Annotated in this window: 15 protein-coding genes; 3 read left to right on the forward strand and 12 right to left on the reverse strand. The window is 74.2% G+C overall.

Going from position 1 to position 20,202, the window contains the following annotated elements; translation table 11 throughout:
* Window positions 1–74 precede the first annotated feature (74 nt).
* From ABD832_RS05985 to ABD832_RS06030, 10 genes are all read right to left on the reverse strand, one after another.
* On the reverse strand, window positions 75–3,083 hold the full coding sequence (locus ABD832_RS05985; protein ID WP_344889554.1) for a BTAD domain-containing putative transcriptional regulator: 3,009 nt from the start codon (window positions 3,081–3,083) through the stop codon (window positions 75–77).
* Between the two features lie 52 nt (window positions 3,084–3,135).
* Window positions 3,136–3,537: a pilus assembly protein TadG-related protein gene (locus tag ABD832_RS05990; protein ID WP_344889557.1), complete on the reverse strand. Its 402-nt coding sequence runs from the start codon at window positions 3,535–3,537 to the stop codon at window positions 3,136–3,138.
* 137 nt (window positions 3,538–3,674) lie between these two features.
* Complete coding sequence (locus ABD832_RS05995; RefSeq protein ID WP_344889560.1) at window positions 3,675–4,103, reverse strand: TadE/TadG family type IV pilus assembly protein; 429 nt, start codon at window positions 4,101–4,103, stop codon at window positions 3,675–3,677.
* Between the two features lie 7 nt (window positions 4,104–4,110).
* Window positions 4,111–4,542: a TadE/TadG family type IV pilus assembly protein gene (locus ABD832_RS06000; protein WP_344889563.1), complete on the reverse strand. Its 432-nt coding sequence runs from the start codon at window positions 4,540–4,542 to the stop codon at window positions 4,111–4,113.
* Window positions 4,523–4,771 carry a Flp family type IVb pilin gene (locus ABD832_RS06005; RefSeq protein WP_344889566.1) on the reverse strand — a complete coding sequence of 83 codons (249 nt, stop codon included), beginning with the start codon at window positions 4,769–4,771 and terminating at the stop codon, window positions 4,523–4,525. The genes ABD832_RS06000 and ABD832_RS06005 overlap by 20 nt, the downstream gene beginning before the upstream one ends.
* A gap of 2 nt (window positions 4,772–4,773) precedes the next feature.
* The gene (locus ABD832_RS06010; protein WP_344889568.1) at window positions 4,774–5,244 is read right to left on the reverse strand and encodes a type II secretion system F family protein; all 471 of its coding nucleotides are present in this window, start codon (window positions 5,242–5,244) and stop codon (window positions 4,774–4,776) included.
* A gap of 458 nt (window positions 5,245–5,702) precedes the next feature.
* A complete protein-coding gene (locus ABD832_RS06015) occupies window positions 5,703–6,590 on the reverse strand; it encodes a type II secretion system F family protein (RefSeq protein WP_344889571.1) in 888 nt (295 codons plus the stop codon).
* Entirely contained in the window at window positions 6,587–7,888 is a 1,302-nt protein-coding gene (locus ABD832_RS06020) for a TadA family conjugal transfer-associated ATPase (RefSeq protein ID WP_344889574.1), read from the reverse strand. Before ABD832_RS06020 ends, ABD832_RS06015 begins: the two co-directional genes overlap by 4 nt.
* Complete coding sequence (locus ABD832_RS06025) at window positions 7,885–8,664, reverse strand: CpaE/TadZ family protein (protein WP_344889581.1); 780 nt, start codon at window positions 8,662–8,664, stop codon at window positions 7,885–7,887. Before ABD832_RS06025 ends, ABD832_RS06020 begins: the two co-directional genes overlap by 4 nt.
* 1 nt (window position 8,665) lies before the next feature.
* Entirely contained in the window at window positions 8,666–9,364 is a 699-nt protein-coding gene (locus ABD832_RS06030) for a hypothetical protein (RefSeq protein ID WP_344889583.1), read from the reverse strand.
* Between the two features lie 664 nt (window positions 9,365–10,028).
* On the opposite strand from ABD832_RS06030, the gene ABD832_RS06035 reads away from it, so the two are divergent.
* Complete coding sequence (locus ABD832_RS06035) at window positions 10,029–14,690, forward strand: type VII secretion EssC family protein (protein ID WP_344889585.1); 4,662 nt, start codon at window positions 10,029–10,031, stop codon at window positions 14,688–14,690.
* A 225-nt stretch (window positions 14,691–14,915) separates the two neighbouring features.
* On the opposite strand, the gene ABD832_RS06040 is transcribed toward ABD832_RS06035, so the two are convergent.
* A complete protein-coding gene (locus ABD832_RS06040) occupies window positions 14,916–15,188 on the reverse strand; it encodes a WXG100 family type VII secretion target (protein WP_344889587.1) in 273 nt (90 codons plus the stop codon).
* Window positions 15,189–15,587: 399 nt separating this feature from the next.
* Here ABD832_RS06040 and ABD832_RS06045 point away from each other — a divergent pair, with 399 nt between their 5' ends.
* Both ABD832_RS06045 and ABD832_RS06050 read left to right on the forward strand, forming a co-directional pair.
* Window positions 15,588–17,354 carry an acetyl/propionyl/methylcrotonyl-CoA carboxylase subunit alpha gene (locus ABD832_RS06045; protein WP_344889588.1) on the forward strand — a complete coding sequence of 589 codons (1,767 nt, stop codon included), beginning with the start codon at window positions 15,588–15,590 and terminating at the stop codon, window positions 17,352–17,354.
* A gap of 332 nt (window positions 17,355–17,686) precedes the next feature.
* Window positions 17,687–19,033, forward strand: coding sequence for a hypothetical protein (locus ABD832_RS06050; protein ID WP_344889590.1), 1,347 nt, complete (start codon window positions 17,687–17,689; stop codon window positions 19,031–19,033).
* A 175-nt stretch (window positions 19,034–19,208) separates the two neighbouring features.
* Here the strand turns inward: ABD832_RS06050 and ABD832_RS06055 are convergent, their stop codons facing one another.
* A complete protein-coding gene (locus tag ABD832_RS06055) occupies window positions 19,209–20,198 on the reverse strand; it encodes a LacI family DNA-binding transcriptional regulator (RefSeq protein ID WP_344889592.1) in 990 nt (329 codons plus the stop codon).
* Between the last annotated feature and the right edge of the window lie 4 nt (window positions 20,199–20,202).

A 20,202-nucleotide genomic window follows, 5' to 3' on the forward strand; every position in this document is an offset into this window, starting at 1 on the left:
TCCCGCGCCCGCTCGTCCCCGGCCGGCCCGTTCCGCGGGGACTCCTCCCGTACGGGGCCCCGGCGCACGGGCCGTCATGCCGTCGGGGCCGAGCGCATCCGCCACGAGGGCAGCAGCTCGTCGATCAGGGCGTCGGTCTCGGGGGCCATCCCGCCGCCGTACGGGTGGGAGGCGGCCCGCCGGTGCAGGGCGTCGGCCACGGCACGCAGCCGGACGGGGTCGCCGGTGAGGTGGGTGGCGCGCAGCAGGTCGCGCCAGAGCCCCTCGTCGTCGGCGGCCAGCAGCAGCCCGGCCCGTACCGCCGCCACGGCCTCGTCGATCTCGCCGCGGGCCAGCCGCACCTCGCAGAGCCGGTGGGCGGCGTCCGCCACTCCCGCGGTCACGTCGTACTCCAGGTCGTCGGCGGCCAGCCAGGTGTAACGGCCGCGCGGGCGGCCGCTCAGCAGCGGGCCGCGGACCAGGTCGAGGGCCCTCTCCAGCAGCGCGGGGCGCCCGCCGGGGTCGGCGTGCGAACGGCGGACGAGATCGCGGAAGACCGTCCAGTCGGTGCACACCTCGGGACCGAGCCGGAGCCGTCCGGACTCGTCGGCGTAGAGGTTGGGCCTGCCCTGGCCGTCGGTGCCCAGCCAGGCGACGACCCTGGCGATCGTGGCGTCCCGGACGACCTGCTGCACGCCCCTCGGCCACAGGATGCCGCCGAGCACCACGGGGTGGACGCCGCCGGGGTGGGTGGCCAGGTAGACGACGAGCTCGACGGCGAGCACCGCCCGCCCCTCCTCCATGGGCGGGGGGCCGACGACCTCGGCGGGACCCAGGATGCGCACCTCGACCGAGGGTGTGGCGGGGATCGGCTCCGGCTCGTCGGGGAGCGGTTCGCCCTCGATCCGGTCGGCCGCCAGGAACAGGTCGATCAGCGCCCGGTACTGGCGGCGGGGCAGCAGCTGCGCCGCGACGTCGAACCCGAGCGCGTCCACCTCGGCCCGGCCCTCCTCGGTGATCGCCCAGTTCCAGGTGGCGTGCGGGACGTCGCCCGCGACGACGTACCCGGTGGCCGTCCTGACGCCCTTCCTGGCGAGCAGCGCCAGGCGGCGGCCCTCCTCGGCGGTGGGCGGGACCGCGGAGAGCAGGTAGTGCGGGGTCCAGGCCGGGTCGGCGGCGCGTCCCTGGACGCGGCCGGTGAGCACCTCGCCGCCGCGCGCCCCCGCCCCGGCCGCCTCCGCCTCCAGCTCGGGGAGGACCTCCGCCAGGCCGCCCGCGTACCTGATCCGGTCGGGGGCGATCACGGTCAGTTCCTCGCCGAAACCGACCAGGGTGACCCGCATCCGGTCCGACCAGCGGTTGGTGGCCAGCTCCACGGCGAGCGCGGCCAGCGCCGCGGTGGTCTGCGGGCCGTGCATGCGGATCGGGCCGTGGGCGGCCTCCAGGTCGACGAGCACCCGGCCCTCGCCGTTGGAGCCGAGCGAGACCAGCCCCGGGTAGGGCGCGGGCGCGTCGGCGAACGCCTGCTCGTCGAGCATCCGTCCCTCGTGCGCGGGGAGCCGCCAGACCTGGCCGCCGTCGTGGGCCGTCCAGGGGGCCGGGGCCTCGGAGTCGGGCGGGTGCACCCACAGGTCGAGGGTCTGCGGCGACAGGTGCGCGGCGTAGATCGTGGGCGGGGTCCGGTTCTGGGCGGCCAGGGACCTGCCCAGGAGCCTGAGCCCGATGTCGAGCATCCGGCTGCCCGGGGCGTCGGCGCCGAGCCGGAGCGCGACCTCGGCCTCGGCCGCGTCGCCCCTGGGGCGGACGACCCTGCGGCCGAACGCCCGGTGCCAGAGCTGCTGCCTGCGCCTGCGCCCGAGCGCCGCCAGCAGCCCGGCCGCCGCCAGCGAGGCCCCTGCCAGGTAGTCGAGCATGCCCAGCCCCTGGTCCTGCCCTTGGTCCTGGGCCGGCTGGTCCTGGGCCGGGTCCTGGCCGGATGCCTGGTCCTGGGACCGGTCCTGTCCGGGGGGTCGTTCGGCCTGCCGCTCGTCGTCCTGTCCGCTCCGGGCGGGCCCGGCCGTGTCGGCGTCGCGCCGCGCGGGCCGCTCGGTGTCCGCCGTCGCGCCGGGCTCCTGCCGGGCCGCACCGGGCTCTGGCCGGTCGGCGCGGCCCTGCTCCTGCCGGTCGGCGCGATCGGGGCCGGTCTCGGACGGCGCACGGACGTCGCGGACGTCGCGGGCGTCACGGGCGTCACGGGCGTCGCGGGGCACGGGGACGTCGCGGCCCTGTTCCGCGGGGAGGTCCGCGCCGGGGGTGAACGTCTGGGTGCGGCCGTCCAGTTCGGTGGGCTTGCCGCGGTGGTCCTCGAGGATGTCGTCGCGCGACTCCCCCGCGGGGACGATGTGCACGTTGCGCGCGTCGTCCGGCATGTCCAGAACCCAGCCGGGCCTGATCAGGTCGGCCATCCGCAGGCGGCTGCCGTCCGGTTGCTCCTTGTGCTGGTTGAGCCGGTAGACCTCCGGGTAACGGCGGCCGTCGCCGAGGCACTTCTCGGCGATCTCCCAGAGGCTCTCGTGGTGGCGCCCGTGCGGCGGCTGCACCACGTACACCTTCCTGGCCTTGCGTGCCGGCTCCAGCTCGGCCCGTTCGGCCGCGGCCGGGCCGGAGGCCGTCGCCAGCCCGGTGGCGACGACGCCCGGGGGCGCGGGCGGCAGGCTGGTCAGCCTCGCGACCGGCAGCGCCACCGCCGAGACGGTGAACAGCAGCATGGCCGCGGAGACCAGCCGGTTGGCGAACATCTGGGTGCCGCCGGAGAACGGCACCCGCGCGGGCATGCCGACCCGGCGCAGCCCGGCGTAGATCTCGACCAGCACGCAGACGACCATCTGCAGCCACGCCAGCCAGACCAGCAGCACGAGGATCGCGACGATCGTGCTCGTGCCCACCTGGCTGGTCAGCAGGTCGAGGTCGAGCAGCTCGGGCGGCAGCGGCGGCCCGGCCAGCCGGAGCAGGGCGTAGGGGACGCCCGCGACGAGCGCGGCCAGGACGACCAGGGCTCCGAGACCCGCCAGCAGGTCTCCCGGTGTGCGCCTGTCCTTGATGCGCGCGGGCTGTCGCGTGGTCATTCGTCTCCCTCCTCGTCCAGGTTCGTCGTCGGTCGATCCATGGGCCGGCCGTTCACGGCGCCGGGTCCTCCCCGGTGTCCGGTCCGGCCGTGGCGGTGGCCTTCATGTCCGCGCCGGGGAAGCCGAACGCCGCCAGGAAGAACGCCTTCCAGGCGACCGAGACGTCCACGGTGACCTCGGTCCCGCCCGCGGGCGTGCACCCGGCGAGCCGTACGTCGCCGCCGTGGGCCGAGACGATCTCCTCGGCCTTGGCGCAGGACTCGTCCCCTCCCAGCAGCCTGGCCTCGCCGGTGGCGCGCAGGTGCTCGACGTCGATCTGGTCGGCCGCGGCCCTGGCCGCCTGCTCGGCGACGTCGGCGGCGCGCAGCCGGGCGTTGATGGCGGCCCCGCCGTCCACGAGAAGCCCGGCCAGCAGGAACACCACCACCGAGAAGATCACCGTGAAGATCGACATCGACCCTCGCTCACCGTTCCCGGCCGGGCACGCGGGCACCCGTGACGCCGCGGCCGGGCGCGCGAGGCTCCGCCGGGCCGCGGGCGGGCGTACCGGCCCCGTCCCTTCCAGGGGCCGGACTCGGGTCGGGGGGACGTTCACGGGTTCAGCACCTCGACCCTGCGGAACCGCTCCAGCCGGACCACCGAGTCGCCCTTCATCTCCTTGGCCGCGCCGAACCCCAGGAAGTCCAGGTTCAGCGAGCAGGTCACCTCGACACGGACCACGCCCTCCGGCCGCCAGTTCGTACCGGCCAGATCGACCCGCGGCTCGCACTCGCCGGACAGGGCCGTACCGGCCGCCTCCTGTGCGGCGTCCTCGGCGTCGGCCTGGGTGCGCTCGACGGAGGCGGCCCTGGCCGCGTCCCTGGCCGCGCCGTTGACCTCGCCCTGGGCCTCGACCACCCTTCCGGCCCCCACCAGGAAGAGCAGGAACAGCAGGAAGACCGGGGCCAGCAGCACCGTCTCGGTGCTGAGCGACCCGCGGTCGTCACCGGACGGCGGGACCCGCCGGGGCAGGGGGATCACTGGAGGCTCACTGACACCCTTCGCTCCCGTCGTCGGGCCGGAAGCACTCGATGGGACCGCCGAAGCGCGCGGTCACGGTGAACGTGGTGGACGGCAGCAGCGGGATGACCTGGACCGCCGTGGCGGTCACCTCGACGCCCCGCCGGTCGCCCTCCTCCCAGGCCGTGACCGTGGCGCCGTCGAGGAGTTTCGGCCCGACGGTGCGGATCACCTCCTGGGCGCGGGACTCGCCGTCCTGCCGCCAGGAGTCGGTGTCGACCCGCGCGAGCCGCGCCCCCTCCCTGGCCGCGGCGTCGGCGATCTGACGTCCGTGGAACCAGAGGGCGGACTGCACGATGAGCAGGACGACGACGAGCACCACCGGCATGACGATCGCCAGCTCGACGACCGTGGCACCGCGCTCGCCGCGCCCGCCACGGTCACGGGTCGCCAAGTTCACCGCCCCCGCCGCCTCCGCCGCCCCCGCCGAACTGGTTGGAGATCTCGGCCTGCTTGCCCTCGACGAGGGTCTTGATCAGGGTGGCGAGGCCGAGCGCCACCCCGGCGATGATGGCCGTGATGATGACCCACTCGACCGCGGAGGCGCCCCGGGTGGGGGCGTTGCGCGCTCTGTCGATCCGGACGCGAAGAACGACGGTCGCGTACACGACCCACGGATGGTTCAGCATGGTCAGGACCCCAACATCTTCATAGCGGCCGGGAAACTCAGGAAGATCACAAAGCCCGCGCAGAGCAGCAGCTGGGCGACGAGCATCGACTGGGAACGCTCGCCCGCCTGCCCCTCGATCTCCGCGAGCTCGCGGCGCCGCATGGTGGCGGCGCGGGCGGTGAGGGAGGAGCGGACCTTGGCCCCGTCGTCGGCGACCAGCCCCAGGGCCGCCGACAGGTCGCGCAGCTCGTCGACGTTGATCTCGTCGCCGAGCTGGCCGAGGGCCTGCCAGGGGGTGATGCCGACGATCCTGGCGTTGCCCAGCGCCTGGCGGATGCGGGACATCGCCCAGTTGGCCCCCTCGTCGTCGGGCCCGGGGCTGCCCACCGAGACCGCCATCATCAGCGCCTCGGGCACCCCGCGTCCCCCGGCCAGGTTCATCGCGACCAGGTCCAGGAAGGATCCGACGACGTGCCGGAAGTCGCGGCGCATCCGCGCGGCGTCCCGCTTGATCTGCAGGTCGGGCAGGACGAAGAAGACCCCGGCGACCGCGAGCGCGGCCCAGAGCGGGACGGTGAGGGACGGCCCCCCACCCCATCAGCACCAGCCAGCCGACCAGCAGCGGGAACGCCAGCAGCCCGGAGAACGCCAGCAGGACCTTGGTGGCCAGGAAGCCCTCGAACGACCTGCCGAGCAGCGCGAGGTCCGCCCTGGCGGAGTGGGCCTCCCAGCCCCTGGCCGCGTAGAAGCGGGCCATCCGCACCCCCAGGCCGCGCCGGAACGCGCTGACCTCCTCGTCGGGCATGACGAGCCGGGCACGGGGCGCGTCCCCGCCCTCCCTGGCGGCGTCGAGCGCCAGCAGCCGCGTCACCAGCCCGGGACGGGCCGGGAACAGCGCCCGCAGGAGCAGGAACAGGCCGATGCCGAGCACCGAGCCCGCGAGCAGCGCCTCAGTCACCGGCCACCTCCCCCGAGGAGGGCAGTCCCAGCAGGCGGGCGGGCTTGTCGAACCGGGCCAGGCGGCGCATCCAGGCGAACCCGGCGCCGAACAGCCCGGCGACCACGACGAGCACGGCCTGGCCGAGCGCGTTGTCGTACTCCTGCACGTAGGCCGGGTTGAACACGACCAGCGCGACGGCGAAGGCGATGGCCGTGCCGACCACGATCTGCACGCTGCGCCGGGTGGAGCGGCGCTCGGCCTCGACCCGGCGGCGCATGTCGAGCTCCTCGCGGGCCGACACGGCGAGCGCGCCGAGCACGTCGCGCAGCCCCGGGCCGCGCAGCTTGGAGTTGAGGATGAGGGCGGCCACCACCAGGTCGGCGGAGGGGTCGTCGAGCTCGTCGGCGAACAGCCTGAGCGCGTCGGGCAGCGCCATCCGGGTGTGCAGACGGTCGACCATGGAACGCAGGTGCGGGCGGAGCGTGGGGGCCGCGGCCCGGATCGAGGACGGGATCGCCTGCTCCAGCCCGGCCGCCCCGGCGATGGTGTCGCGCAGCGACTCGGTCCAGGCGGCCAGCGCCTCCAGCCGCCGCATCGCGGTGCGCTCCTCGGCGGCGCCGCCGGACAGGCCGCGCCAGGCCAGGGAGAGCAGCACCGCGCCCACCGCCATGACCGGCCAGCCGGTCACCACCAGCACGAGCACCCCGGCGATGGCGCCCACCGCGGACCGGGTGGACAGGGCGCGCAGGAACGCGCGCCGGCCCGCCTTCCTGCCCGGGGTGGACGGCCGGGGGCGCACCCCGTACACCGAGACGAAGAGCAGGAACAGCCCGGTGCCGACCGCGACGCCCGCCAGCATCACCAGCGGGTCGAACAGGCCCGGGGGCAGGAAGGTCATCTCCAGCCTCCCGGGTCGTAGCCGAAGTGGGCCAGCTCCTCCAGGCACGACAGCGGCGCGTGCGGCAGCACCCGGCCGTCGGGGGACATCGCGAACACCTCGGAGGAGAGCACCCGGCCGTCCACCCCGGCCACCTCGCGCACGCTGGAGACGAAACGGCGCAGCCTGCCGCCCACCGCGTAGTCGTTGCGCTTCTCGATGAAGACCACGAAGTCGATCGCGCCCGCGATGAGCATGTGGGTGGCCTCGATCGGCAGGCGCTCGGACGCCTGGAGCGCGTAGGTGGCGATGCGGTTGAAGACCTCCATCGAGGAGTTGGCGTGGATGGTCGACAGGGAGCCGTCGTTGCCCTGGGTCATCGCGTTGAGCATGGTGACGATCTCGTCGCCGAGGACCTCGCCGACGATCACCCGGGACGGGTTCATCCGCAGCGAGCGGCGGACCAGCTCCGCCATGGTGATCTCGCCCTGGCCCTCGGAGTTGGGCAGCCTCTGCTCGAAGGCGACCACGTTGGGGTGCAGCTCGGGGAACTGGTCCAGGCCGAGTTCCAGGGCGCGCTCGACGGTGATCAGCCGCTCGGACGGCGGGATCTCGTTGGCCAGCGCGCGCAGCAGGGTGGTCTTCCCGGCGTTGGTCGAGCCGGAGATCATGATGTTCTTCCTGGCCGCCACCGCGGCCGCGAGGAAGCGTCCCACCTCCGGCGTGAGGGTCCCGTTGCCCACCAGGTCGCTGAGGAACACCTTGCCCAGCCGGGAACGGCGGATGGAGATGGACGGGCGGATCGTCACGTCCATCACGGCCGAGAGCCGGGAGCCGTCGGGAAGGCGCAGGTCGAGCTGGGGGTTGGCGGTGTCGAACGGCCTGCTGGACAGGCCGCTGTAGGCGGCGAGGATCTGGACCAGCTCGACGAGTTCCTCGTCGGACTCGGCCACCGGGTCGCTCATCAGCTCCTGGCCGTCGGCGTAGCCGACGAAGACCCGGTCGCAGCCGTTGATGTCGATGTTCTCGACCTCGGGGTCGTCGAGCAGCGGCTGGAGGCGGCCGACGCCGAACAGGGCCGCGTGGATGCCCGCGGCGAGCGCCTCCTCCTCCTCGGCGGTGGGAGGGGTCCTGCCGACGCCGATCTCCCCGCGGGCGAACTCCTCCAGGATCTGGGCGATCAGCGCCCGGGCGAACTGCCGCTCGTCCTCGCCCGTCATCGGCGGCAGGCCGCCGGCCTGGTCCAGGCGGCGCTGGTGGGCCAGCCTGTCGCCCACCTCCTGCCGGAAGCGCTTCACCAGCGCGTGGTCGACGGTCACGGTCCGGCTCCGTTCGACGCCACGCCCGCCACGTCGGGGGCGCGGACCTGGGCGGCGAGACGACCGGCCAGCTCGCGGGCGGTACGGATCAGCAGGGAGCGGTCCAGGCGCCCGCCCCACTGGCCGCGCAGCAGCTCCGCGCCCTTGGGGTCGTGCGCGAGCCCGCTGACGAAGGCGACCGGCCTGCCGGTGCCCACGACGATCCGGCGGACCTCGTCGATCGTCGTGCGGTACTGCCGGGGGTCGGCGATGACCACCACGCCCACCTGCGGCTCGCGCGGCATCACCTGCAGGCGTTCGCGCAGGTGGGCGACGTGGTCCAGGCTCGCCCTGGTGAACAGCACCACCAGCGCGGCCTCCGCGGTCAGCTCGGCCAGGTGCGGGTGGCCGCCCAGGCGCCCGCAGTCGGCCAGGACGTCGGCGTGCGGCATGGCGGCCAGTGCCCTGCCGAGCGGGCCCCAGAGCCAGGTCAGCCCGGCCGCCTGCTCGCCGTGCGTCAGCCCGGCCAGCACGTCCAGCCCGCCGATGATCTTCTGGGTGTGCTCGTGGATCTGGTCGGGACGCAGTCCCCGGCGGGCGGTGGCCCCCAGGGTGAGCAGGCCCCGCCCCGGGTTGAGCACCCCGCCGTCGTCGGCGGGCAGCCGGTAGGCGATGTCGCCGCCCGCCGGGTCGCACTCGGCCAGCAGCACCGGGCGCGGCCAGATCGCGCCCAGCGCGGTGGCCGCCGTGGTCACGCCGGGCGCGCCCTTGTCGGCGGCCAGCACGATGAGCGCCACGTCAGCGCGCTCCCGGCAGCTCGGCGAGGGCGATCTCACCGGCGGAGGCGTAGGCGACGATCTCCGGCGAGATGGAACTGTCCACGATGATGGTGACCTGGCCGTTCGCCCCGGTCCTGCCCGGGGTGCCGATCTGGTGGACCAGGGCGCTCTGCGCCAGCACCCGTCCCTGACGTTCTCCGCGGCTCCCGCTCGGCACGTGCACGACCTGGACCCGGTCCCCGCGCTCCAGGGTGCCCGGCGTCTGGCCCGGCTTGAGGGAGAGACCGACCTGCGCCTTGCCCGGCCCCTGCTCCCTGCTGGCGGAGACCACCATCTCGCGGGTGAGGAGCGTGCCGGGGATGATCGTGACGCGGGCGTAGTTCTCCGCGACGCGGGCGCGCTGGGACCAGGCGACGTAGCCGATGCCGGTGTCGGCGATCTGGACCTCCCTCATCGACGCCTCGGTGAAGGGCTGGCCCGCGCCGACCTGCTGGGAGATGGCGATCGCCGAGACGCGGTCGCCGCTGCGCAGGACGAGCAGGGTGGTGGCCAGGGCGCCGCCCAGGATGAGGAGGACGGCGAGGGCTGCGAGGGCGGGTTTGCGCTCGCGCGGGGGCACCGGGAGCTTGCGCGACGCCGGGCCGGACAGGGCACCCGCCGACGTCTGCCGCTCGGCGTTCACCGGGGCGCGGCCCGCTGGCTTCTCACTGGTCCTCATGGGTCGGGGGACTCCCAGAGTGGTCATAAACGCGTGGAACTACTGGTCGAATTTACGCCATTATGCGCACCATGCGGACGCTCCGACGGACAAAAGCCAGAACCCATGCTCGTTTGATAGGAACGCGTCTGTCAACGTCACTTCAGAAGAAAGTGGCGGTTCCGCTAGATGACACGAGACTTATTCGGGTGATAAGGACGGTAATCAACTCCTGTAACAATCGTCCCGGCATTTACAGCGGACATTACCGGCCCTGGCTCACACCTTCACATCCCCTGTTCACGGCCTTCTCCCGCGGCCCCGTCCCTCGGGAACGACCCGCCGCCCGGACGCGGCACCACCGGAGCACGACGTCATCGGATCGAGACGTCGTACGGGCCCCTTCCCACCTGGCGACCGAGGCCGCGAGGGCATCGAAGGACCCGACTCTCCGAACAGGTTTTCCACAGCCTCGTCCCCGCGACGGGACGGCGGGCGGGCGCCCCCGGGAGGCCGAACGCCCACGTGGACCGGCATGACGGCCCGGTGCCCACCGGCGGTTGTCCACAGGCTGGGACGTTTTCCACATACCAGCCCGCGTGCCATGACATTGCCGCGAACACCCTCTGCGAGACGGTTTCCACTCTGTACGGTAGATCCAGGGCCTGACCCGAGGAGAGCGGCGATGCGGATCATGCTCACCGTGCTCGGCGAGCACGCCGACCGCGACATCGTGGTCGAGGGCGACGAGACGACCACGGTGGCACGGCTCGCCGAGTCCCTGGCGGGGCAGGGCGGCGAGCGGCCGAGCAACGTGGTGCGGCTGACGCGCAGCAGGGCCCCGTACGGGCTGGGCCGCGATGCGGGCGGGTCCGGGCCGCCGCCGCTCTGGCTGGAGGGCCGTCCCCTCGACCCGTCCGCGCCCGTGCTCGGCCTGCTCCGCGACGGCGACCTGGTCACCCTCGACCGCTCCCTGGCGACGGCCACGGTCGCCGAGGAGCCGGGCGGGATCGTGGAGATCCGGGTCGTCGGCGGGCCCGCGGCCGGGTCCGTGCACCGCCTCAGCCTGGGCGTGCACACCGTCGGCTCCGACCCGGCGTGCGCGGTGCCCGTGGCCGATCCCCGGCTGCCCGCGCGGGCGGCGGTGGTCCGGCTCACCCCGGACGCCATCACCGTCGAGCCCGGACAGGAGGACGGGCCCGTTCCCCTGCTGGACCGCGACCCGGTCTCCGGGCCGCTTGCCTGGCCCGAGCACGCGGTGCTGAGCTGCGGGGGGACCGTGCTCACGCTGCGGGCGGTCGAGCCTCCCGACGCGCACCTGGACGCGCAGCCGGACGGCGGGCTGGCCTACAACCGGCCGCCCAGGTTCCGCCCGCCGGGCGGCACGCGCCGCTTCGAGGTCCCGGCCGAGCCGAAGCGGGCCGAGACCATGCGGCTGCAACTGCTGACCGCGTTCCTGCCTGCCGTGCTGGGCGTGGGCATGGCCATCGCCTTCAAGACGTGGTACTTCCTGCTGTTCGCGCTGATGACGCCGCTGATCATGATCGGTCAGTGGTGGAGCGACCGGCGGCACGGCCGCAAGCAGTACCGCCAGGAGCTCAAGCTCTACAGGGAGCGGATGAAGGGGTTCGAGGCGGCCGTGGAGCGCGCCCGCGCCGAGAACGAGGCCGCCCGCCGCACCGCCGCCCCCGACCCCGCCGAGGTGCTGCTCACCGTGACCGGCCCGCGGCGGCGGCTGTGGGAGCGGCGCGACCACGACCCCGACGCGCTACGCCTGCGCCTCGGCCTGGCCGACCTGCCCGCCGAGCTGGAGTTCGCCGCCGAGCGCTCCGCGGCGGTCGACGCGCCGCTCCCCGAGCCGCCGCTCTGCCATGCGGTGCCGGTGGCGCTGGCCATGCGCCGCCTGGGCGTCGCGGGCCTGACCGGGCCCCGGCAGGTCACGGCCGGGGTGGCGCGCTGGCTGGTCGGCCAGGCCGCCGCCCTGCACAGCCCGCGTGACCTGGCGATCGTCGTACTGTCGGCGCACGGCGACGGGGAGGAGCGCTGGGACTGGGTCCGCTGGCTGCCGCACTGCGCCCCGCGCGGCGGCGAGGACTGCGTGGCCCTGGTCGGCGCCGACCCCGAGGCCGCGGCCCGCCGGGTGGCCGAGCTGGCCGCGATGATCGACGAACGTCTCGGCGACGAGGCCGCGACCGGTACCGCGGCCAGGCTGGGCCGCATCCCGGCCGGCTGGGGCGACCTCGGCGGCGCCGGGGACGACGGCGCCGGGCAGCCGTACGCCGCGCCCGTCTACGACGAGCGTCCCTACGACGTGCTGGTGGTGCTGGACGGCGCGCAGATGCTGCGCGCGCTGCCGGGCATGCCGCAGGTGCTGCGCCGGGGCCCTCGCGCGGGCGTGTACACACTGGCGATCGACGGCGACCAGCGGCTGCTGCCCGAGGAGTGCGTCACCGTCGCCGCGGCGGAGGCCGACGGCACGCTGCGGCTGCGCGGCGGCGGCCTGGACCACCTCGGCGAGATCCTGGCCGACCAGGTGGGCGCCGCCTGGTGCGACCGGCTGGCCCGCTCGCTCTCCCCCATCCGCGACGTCAGCCGCGACGACGCGGGCCTGGCGCTGCCCGACTCCGCGCGGTTGCTCGACCTGCTGGGGCTGCCCTCGCTGTCAGGCTCCGACCTGGCCGGACGCTGGGGACGGACGACCGAGGCCGTCATCGGGGTGGGTCCCGAGGGGCCGTTCTCGGTCGACCTGAGCCGGGACGGGCCGCACGCCCTGATCGCGGGCACCACCGGCGCGGGCAAGTCGGAACTGCTGCAGACCCTGATCTGCTCGCTGGCGACGGCCAACCGGCCGGACGAGATGACGTTCGTGCTGATCGACTACAAGGGCGGCGCCGCGTTCAAGGAGTGCGTGCGGCTGCCGCACACGGTGGGCATGGTCAGCGACCTGGACGGCCACCTGACCCAGCGGGCCCTGGCCTCCCTGGCCGCGGAGATCCGCCGCCGCGAGCGCCTGCTGCTGGCCGCCGGGGCCAAGGACATCGAGGACTACCACGAGCTGCGCGACGCCCGTACCGCCCGCGCCTCCCGCGACCTGCTCGTCGCCGGGGGCGGCGCGCCGGTCAGGCCGCTGCGCGGGCGCGGCGGGTCCACGGCGTTCCCGGCGTCCACGGCATCCATGGCGGCCCTGGAGCCCCCGGCGCCGCTGCCCAGGCTGGTCCTGGTCATCGACGAGTTCGCGGCCATGGTCAGCGAGCTGCCGGACTTCATGACCGGGCTGGTCGACATCGCCAGGCGGGGGCGCTCGCTCGGCATCCACCTGATCCTCGCCACCCAGCGGCCCGGCGGCGTGGTGACGGCCGACATCCAGGCCAACACCTCCCTGCGGATCGCGCTGCGCGTCACCGAGTCCGCCGAGTCCGCCGACGTCATCGGCCGTCCCGACGCCTCGTACATCCCCAAGTCCGTGCCGGGGCGGTGTTACGTGAAGTCGGGGGCGGGCGCGGCGACGGGCGTGCAGGCCGCGCGGATCGGCGGCCGCAGTCCCGGCGCCTCGGGCGGGGAGAGCCGGGTACGGGTGAGCGAGGTCGGCTGGCACGACCTGGGACGGCCCAGGCCCGTCCAGGCCGGGGCCGAGAGCGGCCACGTCACCGACCTGTCGCTGCTCGTCGACGCGCTGGTGGAGGCCGCCCGGGTGGCCGGGGTGGCCGAGCAGCCCAGCCCGTGGCTGGAGCCGCTCCCCGACCTGGTGACCGTCCCCGGCCTCGTCCCGCCCGCCGGAGACCGGTCATCCGGAGACCGGTCCGGCGGAGACCGGTCCGGCGGCTCCGCGAACGGCGGGCTGCCCTACCGGCCGGGGGTCGAGGAGGTGGCGCCGCTGGCCTTCGGGGTCACCGACCTGCCCTGGGCGCAGGACCGCCGGGCACTGACGCTCGACCTGGCCCACGGCGGGCACCTGCTCGTCGCCGGCGCCCCGCGCAGCGGGCGGTCCACGGCGCTGCGCACGCTGGCCGGATCGATCGCCGCGGGCGCCTCCCCCGACGACGTGCACCTGCACGCGATCGACTGCGGCTCGGGGGCACTGCTCCCCCTGGTGGCGATGCCGCACTGCGGGGCGGTGGTCACCCGCGACCAGCTCGACCGGGTGGAACGGCTGCTGGCCCGGCTCCGTGCCGAGGTGGGACGGCGCCAGCAGCTCCTGGCCGAGGCCGGGTACGCCTCACTGGCCGAGCTCCGCGCCGCGGACGGGCCCCGGCTGCCGTGGCTGGTGCTGATGCTCGACCGCTGGGAGGGGTTCGTCGCCGCGTTCGAGGCCTACGACTACGGGCGGCTGATCGAGGCGCTGATGCAGCTGCTGCGGGAGGGCCCGGCGGTCGGCCTGCGGGCGGTGGTGACCGGTGACCGGTCCGCGCTGATCGGGCAGATCTCCACGGTCTTCGACGACCGGCTGATCCTCCGGCTGGCCGACCCCACCGACTACGGGCTGGCCGGGCTGCCCGTCAAGGACCTGCCCGCCACCATCGCGCCCGGCCGGGCGCTGTCCGGCGGGGAGCACGGCACGACCGAGAGCCAGGTCGCGCTCCTGTGCGAGGACCCCTCGGGCCCCGCCCAGGTCGCCGCGCTCCAGGCGCTGGCCCGCTCGGCACCGGAGATCACCGGTGACCCGCCGATGCGGGTGGACGCGCTGCCGATGCGCGTCACCGCGGCGCAGGCCATGGACCTCGCGCCCGCCTTCCGGCCGCCGTCCCCGCTGTGGGCGCTGCTCGGGGTCGGGGGCGACTCGCTGGCCCCGCTCGGGATCGACCTGCTCGCCCACGGCCCGGCCGCGGTCGTCGCGGGCCCGCCCAGGTCGGGCAGGTCCACGGCGCTGCTGACCGCCACCCACTCCCTGCTGTCCCAGGGCACGCCCGCGGTCCTGGTCACGCCTCGCCGCAGCCCGCTGTGCACGCTGGTCGACACCCCGGGCGTGCTGGCCGTGCTGGACGCGGGCGGGGATCTGCACGGGGCCGTCGCCGGGCACGACCGCTACGTCGTGGTCGTCGACGACGCCGAGCTGATCTCCGCCGACTCGCCCCTGGGGACCGCGCTGGAGGAGGTGCTGCGCAGCGGCAGGGACGGCGAGCACGGCATGATCGTCGGTGGTACCACCGGCGACCTGACCACCGCCTACCGGGGGTTCACGGCCGAGGCCCGCAAGGGCCGTACCGGCCTGCTGCTCTCGGTGCAGAGCCCGGCCGACGGCGACCTGTTCACCGTCCGCCTGCCCCGTGGCGCGGTCGGCGGCCCCCCGGGACGCGGCCTGCTGGTGATCGCGGGCTCGGTGACCCCCGTCCAGGCCGCCGTCACGTGAGGACGGCGGCGCCCCGGCCCTGGCCTGGCCGCGCACGGACGGGTCCCGCACGGACGGGTCCCGCACGGACGGGTCCCGCACGGACGGGTCCCGCACGGACGACCCGTGCGGGGCCGCGCTCGGACAGGGCCGCACGGACGGGACCGCACGAACAGGGGGCCGCACACGGAGACGCCCCGGTCCTCGAAGGCGTCTCCTCGAGGACCGGGGCGTCCCGGCCGTCCTCTAGCGCGTCGCGGACTCGATGTTGCCGCGGTAGGTGTTGATGACCCTGGAGGCCTCGGCGAGCTCCTCGGACATGCGCTGGAACGCGGCGCGGTAGTTCTGCCACGCCTCGCCGAAACGCTGGGCACCGGGCCCCGTCCAGGCGGTCCCGACTTTCGCGGCCTCGCGGTCCAGCGCGGCCACCGTGGCCCTGACCTGGTCGGCCTGCTGGGTGAACTGGGTGGCCATCTGCTGCATTTCCGCGGGATTGCCGCCGAGCAAGTTCTGGCTCATGCCAGTCTCCTTCGGATCAGTGTCGGGACGGTGACCAAACGAAATCACGATAGGCGAATGGATCACATGGGATCCGGGTTATACCGAGCGGATATGGACGTTCCCGTCGTTGCCGAGAGGCTAACGTTCTTCATTATCCCTATTTTTCGTGAAGCAGGGAGTTATCGGCGGTGGGTGGGATCGTGATGACGGGCGGGGAACCGGTGTCGGTCACGCCGTCGCGGAGACGTCCGCCGCCCGGGGCGACCGGGTGACGCGTCCGGCCGGGTCGTGCACGTCGACGGCGGTGCCTCCCCGGCCGCTCGGGCGCCCCATCGCCGCCGGGTGATCAGGGTGCGCCTACACTCCGTTGGAGGCCCGCCAGCCTTCTGTCCGTACGTACTGAAGGGAACGACCTCGGTGCACAAGGTCCTGATCGCCAATCGTGGTGAGATCGCGGTGCGGATCGCACGCGCGTGCAAGGACGCCGGGCTGGCCGGCGTCGCCGTCTACGCCGACCAGGACCTGGACTCGCTCCATGTCCGGGTCGCGGACGAGGCCCACGCGCTCGGCGGGCGGACGCCCGCGGAGACCTACCTCGACATCGGCAAGCTGCTGCGGATCGCCGCCGAGACCGGGGCGGACGCCGTCCACCCCGGGTACGGCTTCCTCGCCGAGAACGCGGACTTCGCCCAGGCCGTGATCGACGCGGGACTGACCTGGATCGGCCCGCCCCCGGCCGCGATCGTCGCGCTCGGCGACAAGGTGCAGGCCCGTCACATCGCCCAGAAGGTCGGTGCCCCGCTGGTGGCCGGGACCCCGGATCCGGTCTCCGGCAGCGAGGAGGTCGTCGCCTTCGCCTCCGAGCACGGCCTGCCGATCGCGATCAAGGCCGCCTACGGCGGTGGCGGGCGCGGCCTCAAGGTGGCCCGTACGATCGAGGAGATCCCCGAGCTGTACGAGTCGGCGGTGCGCGAGGCCGTCACCGCGTTCGGCAGGGGCGAGTGCTTCGTCGAGCGCTACCTGGACCGTCCCCGGCACGTGGAGACCCAGTGCCTGGCCGACGCCCACGGCGGCGTGGTCGTGGTCTCCACCCGGGACTGCTCGCTCCAGCGCCGCCACCAGAAGCTCGTCGAGGAGGCCCCGGCGCCGTTCCTGACGCCCGAGCAGATCGACCTGCTGCACACCAGCTCCAAGGCGATCCTGCGCGAGGCGGGCTACGTTGGCGCGGGCACCTGCGAGTTCCTGGTGGGACAGGACGGGACGATCTCCTTCCTGGAGGTCAACACCCGCCTGCAGGTCGAGCACCCGGTGACCGAGGAGGTCTCCGGCATCGACCTGGTACGGGAGATGTTCCGGATCGCCGACGGCGAGGAGCTCGGCTACGACGACCCCGCGCCGCGCGGTCACTCGATCGAGTTCCGGATCAACGCCGAGGACGCCGGCCGCGGCTTCCTGCCCGCCCCGGGCACGATCACCCGCCTGAGCGTCCCGTCCGGCCCCGGCGTGCGCCTGGACTCCGGGTACGAGGCCGGCATGACCGTGCCGCAGTCCTTCGACTCCCTGATCGCCAAGCTGATCGTGACCGGCGCCACCCGGGAGCAGGCCCTGGAGCGCTCGCGCCGGGCGCTGGCCGAGTTCGAGGTCGGCGGCATGCCGACCGTGATCCCCTTCCACCGGGCCGTGGTCGGCGACCCCGCGTTCACCGGCGAGCCGTTCTCGGTGCACACCCGCTGGATCGAGACCGAGTTCGCGGGCACGATCCCGCCGTACGAGGGGGAGAGCGGCCCGGACGGGGAGCCGGCCGAGCGGGAGCGGATCACCGTCGAGGTGGGCGGCAAGCGGCTGGAGGTGGTGCTCCCCGCGGGGTTCGCCGCCTCGGGCGCCGGAGCGGGCGTGGGCACCGGACGGACGACGCCGAGGGCCCCGCGCCGGAACCGGGGCGGGGCGGCCGGGAAGGCCGCGAGCGGCGAATCGCTGGTCAGCCCGATGCAGGGCACGATCGTCAAGGTCGTGGCCGCCGACGGCGACACCGTGGCGGCCGGTGACACCGTGGTCGTGCTGGAGGCGATGAAGATGGAGCAGCCGATCGCCGCGCACAGGGCGGGCACCGTCACCGGGCTGGCGGCGCAGGTCGGCCAGACGGTCACCTCGGGGGCCGTGATCTGCGAGATCAAGGACGCCTGAGGGTCTTTCCGCGCCTCCCCGGGGCTCCGCGGGCCCTGGACAAGGCCCGCGGAGAGCCGGGGCCCAACGGGCGTGCGTTCCCGTCGGGCCCGGGCGGGGTGGCGGGTTCCCGCAGGCATGACGGCCCGCGTGCGGGGCAGGGGGCGCGGGGAGGAGAAGGCGCGACGGGGACGATCACGGACCACGGCGCCCACCTCGGGTACGAAGGGGATACGGTCGAGAGACGTAGGAAACTACGAGGCCACGACCGAACTACGAAGGCACGACTAGGGAACTACGTGGGAACTCTGACGTCCGCTCATTCGTCTTCAGGACGAAGGAGGCTTTCTGCCGTGACCATCACAAAAGCCGCGCTAGGTCGTTTCAGTGCCACGCTCGTGGCGGTGTTCGCCGGGCTCCTGGCCATGTTCATGATCGCCCCGGCGGCCCACGCCGCGGCACCGGACCCCGGTGTGATCGCCTCGGGCCTCAAGGACGGCGACAACTTCTACCTCGATCCGGCGTCGGGCATCCCCGAGAACGCCGCGAACGCCATGCGCGACGCGGCGGATCAGACGTCCTCCGTCTACGTCGCCATGCTCCCCCAGGGAGCGATCACCAGCCAGTCCCAGGCGAGGACCCTGCTGAGCTCGACCCTCAAGAGCGTCGGGCCCAAGTCCACCGTCCTGGTGATGAGCGGTAAGACCCCGTTCGGCGTCACGAACATCAGGGGCGTCGACGTCGACGAGCTGCTCGGCCGGGCCAAGACCACCGGCAGCCCGACCGACAACGTGATCAATTTCGTCAAGCTGGCGAACGACGCGGCCGTCTCCGGTGGCGCCCCCGCCTCCTCCTCCGGCTCCCGCTCCTCGGGCGGTTCCGGCGCCGGCGTGCTGGTCGGCCTGCTCGTGCTGGCCCTGGCCGGCGGTGGCGGTCTCTTCTTCTACTCCCGCAAGAAGAAGAAGGAGCGCGAGACCCGCGAGGCCGCCGAGCTGGCCGCGGTCAAGCAGACCGTGGACGAGGACGTCACCAAGTTCGGCGAGGAGATCACCGAGCTCGACACCGACGTCAAGCTCCTCAACGACGGCGCCGACCACCAGCAGGACTGGCAGCGTGCCCTCGACTCCTACGACCGGGCCAAGACGGAGCTGGTGGCGGTCAAGCGCCCCGACGAGCTCCGCGGCGTGACCACCGCGCTGGAGGAGGGCCGCTACGCCCTCGCCTGCGTGAAGGCGCGCGTCAACCACCTGCCGCTGCCCGAGCGGCGCTCGCCGTGCTTCTTCAACCCGCAGCACGGCCCCTCGATCCGTGACGTGCGCTGGGCCCCGCCCGGTGGCGCGCTGCGCGACGTGCCCGCCTGCGCGGCCGACGCCGAGGCCGTCGAGCGCGGCTTCGAGCCCCAGACCCGCGAGGTCATGGTCAACGGCCAGCGCCGCCCGTACTACGACGCGGGACCGGCCTACCAGCCCTACGCCTACGGCTACTACGGCGGCTTCGGCGACGTCATGACCGGCATGATGGTCGGCACCATGATGGGCAGCATGATGAGCGGTGGCTTCGGCTACGGCGGTTACGGCGGCGGCGACCAGGCCGCGGGCACCGACTTCGGCGGCGGAGGCGACTTCGGCGGCGGAGGCTGGGGCGACTTCGGCGGCGGAGGCGACTTCGGCGGTGGCGACTTCGGTGGCGGCGACTGGTAAGACCCTGATCACCGGCACGGACCTCCGGCCGGGAGGCCGGTGACCGCCTCGGCGGGCCACCGGTCCCCGGACGGTCGGAGAGGCCGGACCGTCAGAGAAGATCGAGAAGACGACGGCGGGCGTTCCCCTTGCCGGGGGGCGCCCGCCGTCGTCATGACACCGAGGTGCCGGCCCCTCAGGTGCTGGCGCGTACGGTCAGCCGGGGCTGGAGCAGGGTGCCGTCCGGGACGGCGCGGCCCTCCAGCTTCTCCATGAGCAGCCGGACCGCCTGGCGGCCCACCTCCTCGGCCGGGATCAGCACCGAGGTCAGCGGCGGGCTGGAGCGTTCCGCGATGTCGTCCGGGCAGATCGCCACCACCGCGATGTCGTCCGGCACCCGCCGGCCGCTCTGGCGCAGCGCCCCGAGCACGTGATTGACCGCGGCCTCGTTGTGCACGACCAGCCCGGACAGGCCCGGCCTGGAGTCCAGCAGGCCGGTGATCGCGGCACAGACCCGGTCGAAGTCCTCCTCGCAGGGCAGGGCCACGCCGGTCAGCCCGGTCTCGGCCATGGCGACGGCGAACCCCTCCCGGGTGCGCCGGGCGAACCCGGTGCCCCGGTCGTAGACGACCGAGGGGGCGCCGAGCAGCGCGATCTCGCGGTGCCCGCGCTCGGCCAGGTGTTCCACGCAGAGCGCCCCGGCCCGCGCGAAGTCGAGGTCGACGCAGGTCAGGCCCGCGGAGTCGGAGGGGAACCCGATCAGCACGCTGGGCTCGGCCAGGTCCTTGAGCAGCGGCACCCGGCTGTCGTGGAGCTCCACGTCCATCAGGACCAGACCGTCCACCAGGGCGCTCGCCGCCGCCCTGCGCAACCCGTCCGAGCCCTCGTCCGCGGTCAGCAGCAGCACGTCGTGGTCGTAGCGCCGGGCCTCGGTGACCACCGAGGTGGCGAACTGCATGAGCACCGGGACGTGCATCCCCACCCGGAGCGGCAGCACCAGGGCGATGACGTTGGAGCGCCGGCTGGCCAGCGCCCGCGCCCCGGCGTTGGGGTGGTAGCCCAGCACCCGGACGCTGTCGAGCACCCGGCGCCGGGTGTCGGCCGAGATCGCGCGTTTCCCGCTGAGCACGTACGAGACCGTGCTCACCGCCACCCCCGCGTGCCGGGCGACCTCGCTGATGGTCACGGCC

It is taken from the genome of Streptosporangium longisporum, assembly GCF_039534895.1.
Taxonomy (GTDB): domain Bacteria; phylum Actinomycetota; class Actinomycetes; order Streptosporangiales; family Streptosporangiaceae; genus Streptosporangium; species Streptosporangium longisporum.

What these genes read in the sequence shown, in the direction of transcription:
- ABD832_RS05985 (WP_344889554.1), bottom strand. Translation starts at nt 3,083, where the DNA reads ATGACCACGCGACAGCCCGCGCGCATCAAGGACAGGCGCACACCGGGA.
- ABD832_RS05990 (WP_344889557.1), bottom strand. Translation starts at nt 3,537, where the DNA reads ATGTCGATCTTCACGGTGATCTTCTCGGTGGTGGTGTTCCTGCTGGCC.
- ABD832_RS06005 (WP_344889566.1), bottom strand. Translation starts at nt 4,771, where the DNA reads ATGCTGAACCATCCGTGGGTCGTGTACGCGACCGTCGTTCTTCGCGTC.
- ABD832_RS06010 (WP_344889568.1), bottom strand. Translation starts at nt 5,244, where the DNA reads ATGCGCCGCGACTTCCGGCACGTCGTCGGATCCTTCCTGGACCTGGTC.
- ABD832_RS06015 (WP_344889571.1), bottom strand. Translation starts at nt 6,590, where the DNA reads ATGACCTTCCTGCCCCCGGGCCTGTTCGACCCGCTGGTGATGCTGGCG.
- ABD832_RS06030 (WP_344889583.1), bottom strand. Translation starts at nt 9,364, where the DNA reads ATGAGGACCAGTGAGAAGCCAGCGGGCCGCGCCCCGGTGAACGCCGAG.
- ABD832_RS06035 (WP_344889585.1), top strand. Translation starts at nt 10,029, where the DNA reads ATGCGGATCATGCTCACCGTGCTCGGCGAGCACGCCGACCGCGACATC.
- ABD832_RS06040 (WP_344889587.1), bottom strand. Translation starts at nt 15,188, where the DNA reads ATGAGCCAGAACTTGCTCGGCGGCAATCCCGCGGAAATGCAGCAGATG.